The sequence below is a fragment of the Actinoplanes utahensis genome (genome assembly GCF_016862455.1).
GTDB lineage: Bacteria > Actinomycetota > Actinomycetes > Mycobacteriales > Micromonosporaceae > Actinoplanes > Actinoplanes utahensis.
In genome coordinates, this window is sequence record NZ_BOMZ01000116.1 from 19454 (window position 1) to 32340 (window position 12887).

The following is a 12887-nucleotide window of genomic DNA, read 5'->3' on the forward strand; positions in this document are numbered from 1 at the left end:
GATGAAGCATGTGCAAGGCAGGGAGGACGAAGCGTCCATGGCATCAGCACTCCACGTGATCGCCGGTCCGGGCCCGGGGCAGTTGGCGACGATGGCTCGCCCGCTGGACGAGCCGTGGTCGCCGCAGGAGCTCGGCGCTCTCGCCAGAGCCGGTGTACAGGTGCTGGTGTCCGTCTCCGATCCCGGTCCGGACACCGCCGGCATCGAGGTGGTGCCGTTCCCCGCCGGCGCCGGGTCCCCGCGGGAGACCCGGCAGGAGGCGAACCAGGTGGTCTCGCTCGCCATCCGGCTGGCCCGTGAGGTCCGCGCGGGCCGTTTCGTGGTCACCCAGTCCGCCGCCGACAACGGCCGCTCCACCCTGCTGGCCACGATGACCCTGGCCCTGCTCGGCATCCGCCCCGGCGAGGCCCTGCGCCGCACCGGCGACCCCACCCCGGTCGTCGCCCCGGACTGGCTGCACGAGTTCGTCGCCACGCACGGCTGAGACCCAGGATCGACCCCTGCGGAGGTACGCCGTGGGCCGCCCCCGCCGAATCCGCCCGTCCCGCCATCTCCGGGCGACGTAGGCGGGGCTTACCACCGAAACGCCCCTTCCGGGCGAGGCGGTGGTCCCGGCCGGTCGTCACGGCTGTCTCGGCGGACTTGAGACAGCCGTGACGACCAGCCGGGGTCTCACGCCGTGAACGTCTGGGGCAGCACGCCCGCGTCCCACAGCGAGTCGAGGTGGGCGAGGAAGCCGTTGAGGCTGCGCTCCAACTCCCGCCGCTCGGCGGTGGACAGCATCGCCAGCGGGTCGGAGAAGATCAGCCCTTCCGGGTGCCGGGCGCGGGTGCCCACGAACTTGTCGCAGGCCCCGCACCACACGTAACTGATCAGCGTCGGCCGTTTGGCGTTCTCCGGAGCCGTGAAATAGGCCCGCAGCCGCCGCTGTCCGCACGCCGGGCAGTCCCGCTCCCCCGGATCGGCGAAGAAGCTCTCGCCCTGGGTGAGCGCCGCCACCTGGTCACCGTCGAAGCTGCTCCAGGCGGTCATGAGCGCCTCCTCCCCGTCTCCGCGAGGCGAACAGCGGCGGTCACGGGAGCGCGGAGGCGTCCAGGGCCGCCGTGATGTCGGCGAGCAGGTCGGCGGTGTCCTCGATGCCGCAGGAGAAGCGCAGGAAACCGGGCGACGTGTCGTCCCCCCACTGGGCCCGCCGGTCGGCGGTGGTGTGCACGCCGCCGAACGAGGTGGCCGCGAACACCAGCTCGGCCGCCGACAGGAAACGGCCGACCCGCTCGGCGCTGCCCAGGTCGAACGACACGATCCCGGGGATCCGACGCATCTGGGTGGAGGCGACCGCGTACGACGGGTCGGACGGCAGTCCCGGCCACCGCACCCCGGTCACATCGGTACGGGCGAGCAGCAGCTCGGCGACGGCCGCGGCGTTGGCGGTCTGCTGCCGCAGGCGCAGGTCGAGGGTGGCGATGGACCGGTGTGCCAGCCACGCGTCGAACGCGCCGGGCACCGCCCCGGTCTGCTTGCGCCAGGTCTCGACCCGGGTGAGCAGCGCCGGGTCGGTGGTCGAGACGTAGCCGAGCAGCACGTCGGAGTGGCCGGTCAGCGCCTTGGTGCCGGACGCGACGACCAGGTCGGCGCCGAGGGCGAGCGGGTTCTGCCCGAGCGGCGTCGCCGTGGTGTTGTCGACGGCGACGAGGGCGCCGGCCGCGTGGGCGGCCGCGGACAGCGCCCGTACGTCACAGACGTCGAGTCCCGGGTTGGCCGGCGTCTCCAGCAGCACCAGCCGGACCCCGGCGAAGTCCGGGTAGGGGCCGGCCGTCGGCACCAGGAGGGTCTTCACCCCGAGGTCGGCCAGGAAACCGTCGGCGAACGCCCGTACCGTGAAATAGCCGTCCGCGGGAATCGCGACGGTGTCGCCGGTCCGCAGCACCGCGAGCAGCAGCGCCGTGATCGCCGCCTGGCCGCTGGAGAAGACCAGCGTGGGCGCGCCTTCCAGGGCGCCGATCGCCTTCTCCAGCGCGAGCCGGGTGGGGTGTTCGGTGCGCGCGTACCCGTTCACTCCGGGCCCGGTGACCGGATCGAGGTGGTAGGGGGCGGCGAACACCGGGCCGGGCAGGAAGGGCTCGCCGACCTCGGGGGTGGGCAGGCCGGCGTGCACCGACCGGGTGCCGTCGGAGAAGGCGGGGAAGGCGGGCACCGGACGGGTGCCGTCGGAAGAGGAGCTCATTCGGGTTTCATTTCTCGTGTCATCAGCAGCTTGACCGCGACCCGGGGGTCCACGCCTTCGTGGCACACCCGCTCGACCTGTTCGACGATCGGCATCTCGACGCCGTTCGCGCGGGCCAGGTCGCGGATGGACAGGCAGCTCTTGACGCCCTCGGCGGTCTGCCGGGTGGCGATCTGCGCCTGTTCCAGGCTTTCGCCGCGGCCCAGGTGCTCACCGAACATCCGGTTGCGGGCCAGCGGCGAGGAGCAGGAGGCGACCAGGTCGCCGAGGCCGGCCAGGCCGGCGAAGGTGAGCGGGTCGGCGCCGAGCGCGACGCCGAGGCGGGCGGTCTCGGCGAGCCCGCGGGTGATCAGCGAGGCCCGGGTGTTGTCGCCGAGGCCGAGCGCGACCGCCATGCCGTACGCGAGGGCGATCACGTTCTTGCAGGCGCCGCCGAGTTCGCAGCCGATCACGTCGTCGCTGGTGTAGGGCCGGAAGTAGGGCGTGGCGAGGGCGTGCTGGACCTGCCGGGCCCGGCTCTCGTCGGAGCAGGCCACGACGGTCGTGGTGGGCTGCTCGGCGGCGATCTCGGGGGCCACGTTGGGCCCGGAGACGACCACGACCCGGTCGGCGGCCACCCGGGCGGTCTCGACGATCACCTCGCTCATCCGTTTGAGGGTGCCGAGTTCGATGCCCTTCATCAGGGAGACGATCGTCGCGTCGGCGGGGAACAGCGCGGCCCAGTCGGCGAGGTTGCCGCGCAGCGTCTGCGACGGCACGGCGATGGCGATGAGCTCGGCTCCGTGGAGGGCTTCGGCGAGGTCGGTGGTCGCGGTCACGGACGGCGCGAGGCGTACGCCCGGAAGCGATCCCTCGTTGCCGTTCTTGTTCCGGATCTCCGCCGCGACGGCTTCCCGGCGCGCCAGCATGGTCACCGTGGACCCGGCGTCGCCGAGCACCTTGGCGAACGCGGTGCCCCAGGATCCGGACCCGATGACGGCCGCTCTCATGACGCTTCCTCCGGGGTAGTGGCCCGTCGTGCGGGCCGGTCGTAGAGCGCCGGCGGTTCGCCGTCGCGGATCTCGCCGAGCAGGTCCCGGACGTCCAGCATGATCTTCTCGGTCATCTCCTCGAGCACCGCCCGGCTCGGCTCGGCGCCGGCCCAGCGGCTCAGGTCGACCGGTCTCCCGGTGGTCACCGTGACCGGCGTGCGGCGCAGTCTCAGCCGGTTGGTGCGCGGGTCGAAGATGCGCTGGGCGCCCCAGTTCGCGATCGGGACCACCGGCGCGCCGGTGAGCAGCGCCAGCCGGGCCGCGCCGGTCTTGCCCCGCATCGGCCACAGGTCGGGGTGCCGGGTGGTGGTGCCCTCCGGGTAGATCACCACGGCGCTGCCCTCACGCAGCGCCTCGACCAGGGTGTCCAACGACTTCACCGCCTCCACACTGCCCCGTTCGACGGGGATCTGCCGGGTCTTGACCAGCAGGTACCCGATGACCGGAACCTTCCAGACGCTCGCCTTGCCGAGGAACCGCGGCCACCGGCCGGCCCGGAAGATGTAGTGCGCCACCACCAGCGGGTCGAAGTGCGAGACGTGATTGGGGACGAGGATCACCGGTCCGGTGGCCGGCATCTCACTCATCCGGAGCCAGGTCTTGCGGGTGAGGGCCGTCATCACCGGGACCACCAGCATCACCGCGACACGCTGCCAGAAGCCGAGCCTGAGCTGTGCCACAGCGTCCCCCGTCCCTCGATCGTCGGCGCCGCGCGCCGCCTCACCTCGTTCACCTGCGACGAAATCATGCCCGCTGACGGCGGATGGGACCAGGCAGGGGTACGCGGAGATCGCTGGCAGGATGGGCTGGTGCGTATTTGGACGGCAGTCATCCCGGTGAAACGACTCGGGGCGGCGAAGACCCGGCTGCGCGGCGCCGTGCCCGCCGACCGTCATCCGGAGCTGGCGCTCGCCATGGTGCGGGACACCGCGGCCGCGGTGCTGGCCGCCGGTTCGGTGGGTGAGCTGCTGGTGGTCACCGACGATCCGCTGGCCCGGGCGGCGGCACGGGAGCTGGGCGCGCGGGTGGCCCCCGATCCCGGTGGTGGGCTGAACGCGGCGATGCGGTTCGGCGCGGACGAGGCGGCCGGTCTGGCGGCGTACCGGGTGGTGCTCACCGGCGACCTGCCGGCGCTGCGCCCGGAGCAGCTGGACGAGGCGCTGGCCCGGGTGTCCGGCCGGGCTTTCGTGCCGGATGCGGCCGGCACCGGGACGGTGCTGCTGGCGGCGCCGCCGGGACGGCCGCTGGACCCGCGGTTCGGCGGTCCGTCGGCGGCGGCGCACGCCGACTCGGGCGCGGCGCTCCTGCACGGCGACTGGCCGGGTCTGCGTCAGGACGTGGACACCGCGGCCGATCTGGCGGCCGTTCTGGCGCTCGGCGCCGGCGGCCACACCTGTGCCCTGCTGCACGGGCTGGGGATGACGACGGAGTGCGCGCCCGCCGCCTGAGACCTGTAGCGTTCGTTTCCATGCAGGGCACGATCGCGACTTTCGACACAGCGACCCGCAGCGGTTCGCTGCTGCTCGACGACGGGACGCCGCTCACCTTCGCCGCGGACGCCTTCGACCGCTCCGGCCTGCGGCTTCTCCGGCTCGGCCAGCGTGTGACGGTCGAGTCCGATGCGACCGGTGCGGTGCGGCGGGTGACGATTCCCGGAGTCGCCTGATGTGATCATCCGGTAGTTCGTTTCACGTTTCTCCGGAAGCGGCAATGATGGACCCATGCAGACCTCGCCCCGGACCCCCGAGACCCGTCGGCGCGGCCCCAACGGCCGCTTCCTGCCCCGGCCGGAGCAATCGGAGGGGATAGATCCGGAGGACCTGGAGGCCCCGCTGCCCGCGATCGAGCGCCAGGCGACCGAGCTCGCCGCCGTCACCATGGTCGCCGAGCTGGCCGCCGAGGACGACGACGAGGACGAGGACGAGAAGGACGAGCAGACCGGCTTCATCCTCCCCGAGGACCGGTTCCTGAACCGGGAGCTGTCCTGGCTCGACTTCAACGCCCGGGTGCTGGCCCTGGCCGAGGATCCGGGCACCCCGCTGCTGGAGCGGGCCAAGTTCCTGGCGATCTTCGCGAGCAACCTGGACGAGTTCTACATGGTCCGGGTGGCGGGCCTGAAGCGGCGGCTCAGCGCGGGCCTGCCGGTCCGCGGCGGGGACCGTTCCTCGCTGCGGCACCAGATCGAGATGATCACCGAGCGGACCGCTGATCTGGTCACCCGACACGCGGCCTGCTTCGCCGACGAGGTCCGGCCGAAACTGGCGTCGGAGAGCATCGAGCTGGTCTCGTGGAAGGAGCTGGACGCGCCCGAGCAGGGCCGGCTGCGCACCTACTTCCGGGAGAAGGTGTTCCCGGTGCTGACGCCGCTGGCGGTCGACCCGGCGCACCCGTTCCCGTACATCTCCAGCCGTTCGCTGAACCTGGCGGTGGCGCTGCGCTACCCCGACGGCGACAACCCGGAGCTGTTCGCCCGGGTCAAGGTGCCGAACAACGTGCCCCGGTTCGTCACCGTGCAGAACGACCATCGCGGCGTGCGCTTCCTGCCGGTGGAGGAGCTGATCGCCAACCATCTGGACCAGCTGTTCCCCGGGATGCAGATCCTGGAGTGGCACCTGTTTCGGGTGACCCGCAACGCCGAGCTGGAGGTCGACGAGGACCGCGACGAGGACCTGTTGCAAGCCCTGGAGCGGGAGCTCGCGCAGCGCCGGTTCGGCCCGCCGGTGCGCCTGGAGGTGGCCGCCTCGATCAGCGACCACGTGCTCGACCTGCTGGTCCGCGAGCTCGACATGGACAGTCAGGACGTGCTGCGGGTGCCCGGCCTGCTGGACCTGTCGTCGCTGTGGCAGGTGTTCGGCGAGTGTGACCGTGACGATCTGAAGGACCGCCCGTTCGTTCCGGCCACCCACCCGCACCTGGCCGACGGCGAGGTGCCGCGCAGCGTGTTCAACCGGCTGCGCGAATCAGACATCCTGGTGCACCACCCGTACCACTCGTTCTCGACGAGCGTGCAGCGGTTCATCGAGCAGGCCGCCGCCGACCCGAACGTGCTGGCGATCAAGCAGACCCTGTACCGCACCTCCGGTGACTCGCCGATCGTCGACGCGCTCGTCGACGCCGCGGCCGCGGGCAAGCAGGTGGTGGTCCTGGTCGAGGTGAAGGCCCGGTTCGACGAGGTCGCCAACATCGCCTGGGCGCGCACCCTGGAGCGGGCCGGGTGCCACGTCGTCTACGGCCTGGTCGGTCTGAAGACCCACTGCAAGACCTCTCTGGTGGTACGGCAGGAGGGCAACCAGATCCGGCGCTACTGCCACATCGGAACCGGCAACTACCACCCGAAGACGGCCCGGCTCTACGAGGACTTCGGCATGCTCACCGCCGACCCCGAGGTGGGCGCGGACGTCACCGACCTGTTCAACGTGCTCACCGGGTACAGCCGGCAGACCACCTACCGGCGTCTGCTGGTCGCCCCGCACGGCGTACGCAAGGGTCTCCTGGAGAGGGTCGAGGAGCAGGCCCGCATCGCCCGCGAGGGCGGCGAGGCGCTGGTGCAGTTCAAGGTGAACTCGCTGGTCGACGAGAAGACCATCGACGCGCTGTACCGGGCCTCCCGGGATGGGGTGAAGGTGGACCTGATCATCCGGGGCATGTGCGCGCTGCGGCCCGGCGTCCCCGGCCTGTCGGACAACATCCGGGTCCGCTCGATCGTCGGCCGGTTCCTGGAGCACTCGCGGGTGTTCCGGTTCGGCCCGGGCCACGACTCCGAGTACTGGATGGGCTCCGCCGACCTGATGCACCGCAACCTGGACCGCCGGGTGGAGGCGCTGGTCAAGGTGGTCACACCGTCGGCCCGCGAGGAGATCCGGCACGTCCTGGAGCTGTCGATGAGCGACCACACCGAGGGCTGGGACCTGGACGGTGACGGCATCTGGCACCGCAACCAGGGGACTCCGGGCCGCCCGCAGGTTCACCTGCAGGCAGCCATGCTCCGGCGGATCATCGGCAAGAAGTAAGCAGCCCATGACTGATGTGGAACGCGCGGCCGGCGGGGTCCTCCACCGCCGCTCCGGCGAACAGGTCGAGGTGTGCCTGGTGCACCGCCCCCGCTACGACGACTGGAGTCTGCCGAAAGGCAAGCTGCACGGCGGTGAGGAGCCGCTGGCGGCGGCGCTGCGGGAGGTCACCGAGGAGACCGGCACCGCCGGGATTCCCCAGCTGCGGCTGCCCGACGTCGACTACACGCTGCCCGATGGACGCGCCAAGAACGTGGCGTTCTGGCTGATGGCGGCCGCCGGCGACGGCCCGGTGCGGGACACCGACGAGGTGGACGAACTGGTCTGGCTGCCGCTGCGGGAGGCGGCCGCGCGGTTGACGTACCCCGATGAGCGAACCGTCCTGGCGCACGTCGCGGACCTGCCGCCGGTCACCGCGGTGATCGCGCTGGTCCGGCACGCCCGGGCCGGGGAACGCCGCAAGTGGGCCGGCCGCGACGAGCTGCGCCCGATCGATCCGGTCGGCGCGAAGCAGGCGGACCGGATCGCCGGCCTGCTCACCGCGCTGCGGCCGCGCCGGCTGGTCGCGGCGACCCCGCTGCGCTGCGTGCAGACATTGGAACCGCTGGCGGCGGCGCTCGGCGACAAGCCGATCGTGTCGGACGGGGCGTTCGCCGAGGTGGACGACCCGGACCGGCTGCCGGGACGGCTCGCCGAGGCACGGGCCCGGCTGGCCTCGCTGCGCAGCGCCGAGCGGGTGGTGGTGTGCAGCCAGGGCAAGCTGATGCCGCACCTGCTGGCGTCCCTGCACGGCACCGACGATCATCAGCGGTTCAAGACGCCGAAAGGTGAGGGCTGGCTGCTCACCTGGTCCGGCGAGCGGTTGCTGGGCGCCGCACGGCTGTGACGGCACGGCGGGCCGGCGGAGCGGCCGTCCAGTAACCGATCCGCTCGCCGGTCAGCCAGCGTGCCTGCCACAGCTCGTCCCGGCGGGGATCCCAGTCCCGGTACGGCAGCGACGCCAGCCGCCAGCAGAGGATCCCCGTCAGGTACCAGCCGTAGACCGGGATCGCCCCCGCCCAGCCGTCCAACCGTCGGTACGAGCACCGCGGCGCGTACCAGGCCACCGCGAGACCGTTCCACCCGCAAGTGATCAACCAGTCCAGGACCGGCCATCCGGTACGGTCCTCGGCCAGGTCACCGAGCGTCCACCCGGGCAGCACCGCGGCCGCGAACAGCACGGCCGCGATGCCGGACCGCGTCGTCAGCCCTCGTGGCGCAGATCTCATGCCCGGACGCTAGGACGGCCGGCGGATCCGCGCCGGAACACCACGAAGGCGTCCACCGTACGGGTGGACGCCTTCGTCAGGTCACTTCGTGTGTGGAGCCCGGCCGCTGTCCGCGCCCGGGATCCGCACCCGGCTAACGGGCCTTGCGTGTGGAGGCGGACCGGGCGCGGGCCGGCACGGCCTCCGGCTGAGACGTCTTCCGGGCGGTCCGCTTGGCGGCCGGGGCCGCCTTCGTCGTCGTGGCGGTCTTCTTCGCCGGGGCGGCCTTGGTGGTGCTCTTCTTCGCCGCCGGCGCCGCCTTGGCCGTCGTGGTCTTCGCCGCCGCCGTCGTCTTGGTGGCGGCCGCCTTGGTCGCGGTGGCCTTCTTGGTCGCCGCCGCCGTCGTCTTGGTGGCGGGAGCGGCGGTCTTGGTGGCCGCGGTCTTCTTCGCGGCCGTCGTCTTGGTGGCGGGCGCCGTCTTGGTGGCGGCCGTCGTCTTGGTGGCGGGCGCCGCCTTCGTGGCCGCGGTCTTCTTCCCGGCCCCCGTCGTCGTGGCCTTGGTGGCCGTCGACTTGGTGGCCGTCGACTTGGTGACAGCCGACTTCTTGGCCGCGGACGCCGCCTTGGCCGGCTTTCCGCTCGCCACCAGATCCTTGAATGTGTTGCCGACCTTGAAGACTGCGATCGACGTCTTCTTCACCTTGACCGGTTCGCCGGTTCGCGGATTGCGCGCGGTACGCGCATTGCGGGCCCGCTTCTCCCAGCTTCCGAATCCGGTGAGGGCAACCCGGTCGCCCTTGGCGACGGCGTTCTGCACCTCACTGATGAACGCGTCGAGCGCCAGGGCCGCGGTCTTCTTGTCCCCCAGCTTGACTGCGAGCGCCTCGATGAGCTCGGCCTTGTTCACGGTTTCCTCCCGGACGTGAGAACTGGCCCGTCGAAGGCCATTCTGCGCGCACGGTATGCCCTGTGACCTGGTTACAGAAACATTCGGGGGAAAAAACCGTTGTGTCCTAACGAATTGGCCCCTGCCGGGTGACCCGGCAGGGGCGAATTACGCGGTGGATTAAAGGGTTACGACCGGTTTGAAAGCGGGGCGGCTCTTCTCGTACGCGGTAATCGCGTCCGCGTGCCGCAGCGTCAGTCCGATGTCGTCGAGACCCTCCATCAGCCGCCAGCGACTGAAGTCGTCGATCGGGAACCCGTAGGCGGCGTCGTCCACCCGGACCACACGAGCGTCCAGGTCGACCGTGATCTCCTTCTCCGGCTCGCTCTCGGCGAGGTCCCAGAGGCTCTCCACGATCTTCTGGTCGAGCTGGATCGGCAGCAGACCCTCCTTGAGGGAGTTGCCGCGGAAGATGTCGCCGAAGCGGGAGGCGACGACCGCCTTGAAGCCCCAGTCGCGCAGCGCCCAGACGGCGTGCTGCCGGGACGAGCCGGTGCCGAAATTCGGCCCGGCGACCAGGATGGTGGCGCCCGCGTGAGCCGGCTTGTTCAGAACGAACGAAGGGTCCTCACGCCAGGCGTTGAAGAGGCCGTCCTCGAAGCCGGTCCGGGTGACCCGCTTCAGGTAGACCGCCGGGATGATCTGGTCGGTGTCCACGTCGGAACGGCGCAGCGGCATGACCTTGCCGCTGTGGGTGACGAACTTGTCCATGTCAGCTTCCCCTACTCAGAGGTCGGCGGGGGCGGCCAGCCTGCCCACCACGGCGGTGGCGGCGGCGACCTGCGGCGAGACCAGGTGGGTACGCCCACCCTTGCCCTGCCGGCCCTCGAAGTTGCGGTTGGAGGTGGACGCGGCACGCTGGCCGGGACTGAGCGTGTCCGGGTTCATCCCCAGGCACATCGAACAGCCGGCGAACCGCCACTCGGCGCCCGCCTCGGTGAACACCTTGTCCAGGCCCTCGGCCTCGGCCTGCTCACGCACCAGGTAGGAGCCGGGCACGATCATCATGCGGACGCCGTCGGCGACCTTGCGGCCCCGGATCACGTCGGCGGCGGCACGCAGGTCCTCGAGCCGGCCGTTGGTGCAGGAGCCGACGAAGACCACGTCGACCGGCACGTCCCGGAACGGGGTGCCGGGGGTGAGGTCCATGTAGTCGAGGGCGCGCTGGGCGGCGCCGCGCTCCACCTCGTCGAGGAAGTCCTCGGGGCTGGGGACGACGCTGTTCAGCGCGGCGCCCTGGCCCGGGTTGGTGCCCCAGGTGATGAACGGGCTGATCGCCGAGGCGTCCAGGATGATCTCGGTGTCGTACTCGGCGTCGGCGTCGGTGGCGAGGGTCTTCCAGTACGCCACCGCGGCGTCCCACTGCTCGCCCTGCGGGGCGTGCTTACGGTCCTTGAGGTACGCGAACGTGGTCTCGTCCGGCGCGATCATGCCGGCCTTGGCGCCCCACTCGATGCTCATGTTGCAGATGGTCATCCGGCCCTCCATGGAGAGCTTGCGGATGGCCTCCCCGCGGTACTCCACGATGTGGCCGTTGCCGCCGCCGGTGCCGGTCTGCGTGATCAGCGCGAGGATCAGGTCCTTCGCGGTGACGCCCTCGCCCAGCTCGCCGACGACCGTGACGGCCATCGTCTTCGGCTTGGACTGCGGCAGCGTCTGGGTGGCGAGCACGTGCTCGACCTCGCTGGTGCCGATGCCGAAGGCCAGCGCGCCGAACGCGCCGTGGGTCGCGGTGTGCGAGTCGCCGCAGACGATCGTCATGCCCGGCTGGGTGAGACCCAGCTGCGGGCCGATCACGTGCACGATGCCCTGGTTCACGTCACCGAGCGGGCGGATCTCCACACCGAACTCGGCGCAGTTCTTGCGCAGGGTCTCGATCTGCGTCCGCGAGGTGGTGTCGGCGATCGTGAAGAGCTCGCCGCGCTTGGTGTTGAACGCGGGGTCCGCATACCCGGTCGGGGTGTTGTGGTCCTCGGTCGCGAGCGTGAGGTCGGTGCGCCGCACCGGCCGCCCGGCCATCCGCAGGCCGTCGAACGCCTGCGGGCTGGTGACCTCGTGCAGCAGGTGCAGGTCGATGAAGAGCAGGTCGGGCTCACCCTCGGCCGTGCGCACCACGTGGTCATCCCAGACCTTCTCGGCCAGGGTCCTGGGTTTCCCGCTCTGGGGAGTGACTCCCACCATCTGGACATCCTAAATTCTGGAATGTATGTTTCGGCTTGTGGGACACAGTATGAGCGGTGTAGGCGTTCTCGACAAGGCGGTTGTCATCCTCGCCGCATGTGTCGACGGCGCCAGCCTTGCCGAGTTGGTCGAACGCACCAAGCTGCCGCGGGCGACCGCACATCGCCTGGCCCAGGCCCTGGAGATCCATCGGATGCTGGTGCGCGACACTCAAGGAAGATGGCGGCCAGGTCCGCGATTGGGCGAGTTGGCCAATGCCGCCCCGGACGTTCTGCTGACCGCCGCGGAGCCCCTGCTGTCCGCACTTCGGGACGCGACGGGGGAGAGTGCTCAGCTCTACCTACGCCGAGCCGATGAGCGGATCTGCGTCGCCGCCGCCGAGCGCGCGAGTGGTCTTCGCGACACCGTGCCGGTCGGTTCGGTGCTGCCGATGGTCGCCGGCTCCGCCGCCCAGATCCTGCTCGCGTGGGAACCGCCCGAGGCGGTGATGCCGCTCCTACCGCGCTGCAAGTTCACCGGCCGCACCCTGGCCGAGGTCCGCCGCCGCGGCTGGGCACAGAGCGTCGCCGAACGCGAGCCCGGTGTGGCGAGCGTCTCCGCGCCGATCCGCGACCGCACCGGCCGGGTCATCGCATCCATCTCGATAAGCGGTCCGATCGAGCGCCTCGGCCGCCGCCCCGGCGAACGGCACGCGATGGCCGTCGTCCGCGCCGGCCAGCGCCTCTCCGGTCTCTGACCCCTCCCCTCGTCCTCCCCCTCGTCCTCCCGGTCCGCCCCGCCTCCCGCGGGGCGGCCTCTCTTTAAGCCCACCTCCGGCCCTCCCGGCCCGTCCCGCCTCCCCCAAGGCGGCTTCGTTTCTCCCCCTCGCGCCTCCAGCTCTCCGCACCCCTCGCAAGGCAGCTCCCCTGCCTCCCCCTCGCGCTCCCCGCTCCCCACGCCCCTCGCAAGGCGACTTCCCACCTCCCCCTCGCACTCCCAGCTCTCCACGCCCCTCGCAAGGCGACTTCCCTTCCTCCAACCCCTGCCCTCCCGATCCGCCGCGCCTCCCCCGAGGCGGCTTCGTTTCTCTACCTCGCGCTTCCAGCTCTCCGGCCCCTTCGCAAGGCAGCTCCCCTACCTTCCACCTCGCACTTCCAGCTCTCCGCACCCCTCGCAAGGCAATGTCCCTTTCTCCCCTCATGCACATGGCCTTTCGGGGACATTAGGAAGGGATGGTCGGCGGGCCAGACGTCATCGCTCACCTGCCCC

Annotated in this window: 14 protein-coding genes; 6 read left to right on the forward strand and 8 right to left on the reverse strand. The window is 71.2% G+C overall.

Annotated features, from left to right (window positions below; genetic code table 11):
• The first annotated feature begins 37 nt into the window (after positions 1-37).
• Positions 38-484, forward strand: coding sequence for a hypothetical protein (locus Aut01nite_RS41210; RefSeq protein ID WP_043527468.1), 447 nt, complete (start codon positions 38-40; stop codon positions 482-484).
• 188 nt (positions 485-672) lie between these two features.
• Here the strand turns inward: Aut01nite_RS41210 and Aut01nite_RS41215 are convergent, their stop codons facing one another.
• Genes Aut01nite_RS41215 through Aut01nite_RS41230 form a run of 4 tightly spaced genes read right to left on the reverse strand, consistent with a single transcriptional unit; the run spans position 673 to position 3935 of the window.
• The gene (locus tag Aut01nite_RS41215; RefSeq protein ID WP_043527466.1) at positions 673-1032 is read right to left on the reverse strand and encodes a hypothetical protein; all 360 of its coding nucleotides are present in this window, start codon (positions 1030-1032) and stop codon (positions 673-675) included.
• Between the two features lie 40 nt (positions 1033-1072).
• On the reverse strand, positions 1073-2224 hold the full coding sequence (locus Aut01nite_RS41220) for a cystathionine gamma-lyase (protein ID WP_052164003.1): 1152 nt from the start codon (positions 2222-2224) through the stop codon (positions 1073-1075).
• A complete protein-coding gene (locus Aut01nite_RS41225) occupies positions 2221-3213 on the reverse strand; it encodes an NAD(P)H-dependent glycerol-3-phosphate dehydrogenase (protein WP_043527465.1) in 993 nt (330 codons plus the stop codon). Before Aut01nite_RS41225 ends, Aut01nite_RS41220 begins: the two co-directional genes overlap by 4 nt.
• Positions 3210-3935 (reverse strand): lysophospholipid acyltransferase family protein, encoded by a 726-nt coding sequence (locus Aut01nite_RS41230; RefSeq protein ID WP_043527463.1) that lies wholly within the window; start codon positions 3933-3935, stop codon positions 3210-3212. The genes Aut01nite_RS41225 and Aut01nite_RS41230 overlap by 4 nt, the downstream gene beginning before the upstream one ends.
• Before the next feature lie 126 nt (positions 3936-4061).
• On the opposite strand from Aut01nite_RS41230, the gene cofC reads away from it, so the two are divergent.
• Genes cofC through Aut01nite_RS41250 form a run of 4 tightly spaced genes read left to right on the forward strand, consistent with a single transcriptional unit; the run spans position 4062 to position 8151 of the window.
• Entirely contained in the window at positions 4062-4703 is a 642-nt protein-coding gene (gene cofC, locus Aut01nite_RS41235) for a 2-phospho-L-lactate guanylyltransferase (RefSeq protein WP_043527531.1), read from the forward strand.
• A 20-nt stretch (positions 4704-4723) separates the two neighbouring features.
• On the forward strand, positions 4724-4921 hold the full coding sequence (locus tag Aut01nite_RS41240) for a cold-shock protein (protein ID WP_043527462.1): 198 nt from the start codon (positions 4724-4726) through the stop codon (positions 4919-4921).
• A gap of 55 nt (positions 4922-4976) precedes the next feature.
• Positions 4977-7265, forward strand: coding sequence for an RNA degradosome polyphosphate kinase (locus tag Aut01nite_RS41245; protein ID WP_043527460.1), 2289 nt, complete (start codon positions 4977-4979; stop codon positions 7263-7265).
• 7 nt (positions 7266-7272) lie between these two features.
• Positions 7273-8151 (forward strand): NUDIX hydrolase, encoded by an 879-nt coding sequence (locus tag Aut01nite_RS41250; protein WP_043527459.1) that lies wholly within the window; start codon positions 7273-7275, stop codon positions 8149-8151.
• Here Aut01nite_RS41250 and Aut01nite_RS41255 read toward each other — a convergent pair.
• From Aut01nite_RS41255 to leuC, 4 genes are all read right to left on the reverse strand, one after another.
• Positions 8108-8533 carry a hypothetical protein gene (locus tag Aut01nite_RS41255; RefSeq protein WP_043527457.1) on the reverse strand — a complete coding sequence of 142 codons (426 nt, stop codon included), beginning with the start codon at positions 8531-8533 and terminating at the stop codon, positions 8108-8110. The genes Aut01nite_RS41250 and Aut01nite_RS41255 overlap by 44 nt on opposite strands.
• 133 nt (positions 8534-8666) lie before the next feature.
• Complete coding sequence (locus tag Aut01nite_RS41260) at positions 8667-9419, reverse strand: HU family DNA-binding protein (RefSeq protein ID WP_043527456.1); 753 nt, start codon at positions 9417-9419, stop codon at positions 8667-8669.
• Between the two features lie 159 nt (positions 9420-9578).
• Entirely contained in the window at positions 9579-10169 is a 591-nt protein-coding gene (leuD, locus tag Aut01nite_RS41265; protein ID WP_043527454.1) for a 3-isopropylmalate dehydratase small subunit, read from the reverse strand.
• 15 nt (positions 10170-10184) lie between these two features.
• Entirely contained in the window at positions 10185-11639 is a 1455-nt protein-coding gene (gene leuC, locus Aut01nite_RS41270; protein ID WP_043527452.1) for a 3-isopropylmalate dehydratase large subunit, read from the reverse strand.
• A 49-nt stretch (positions 11640-11688) separates the two neighbouring features.
• Here leuC and Aut01nite_RS41275 point away from each other — a divergent pair, with 49 nt between their 5' ends.
• Positions 11689-12375, forward strand: coding sequence for an IclR family transcriptional regulator (locus Aut01nite_RS41275; protein WP_014447202.1), 687 nt, complete (start codon positions 11689-11691; stop codon positions 12373-12375).
• Positions 12376-12887 lie beyond the last annotated feature (512 nt).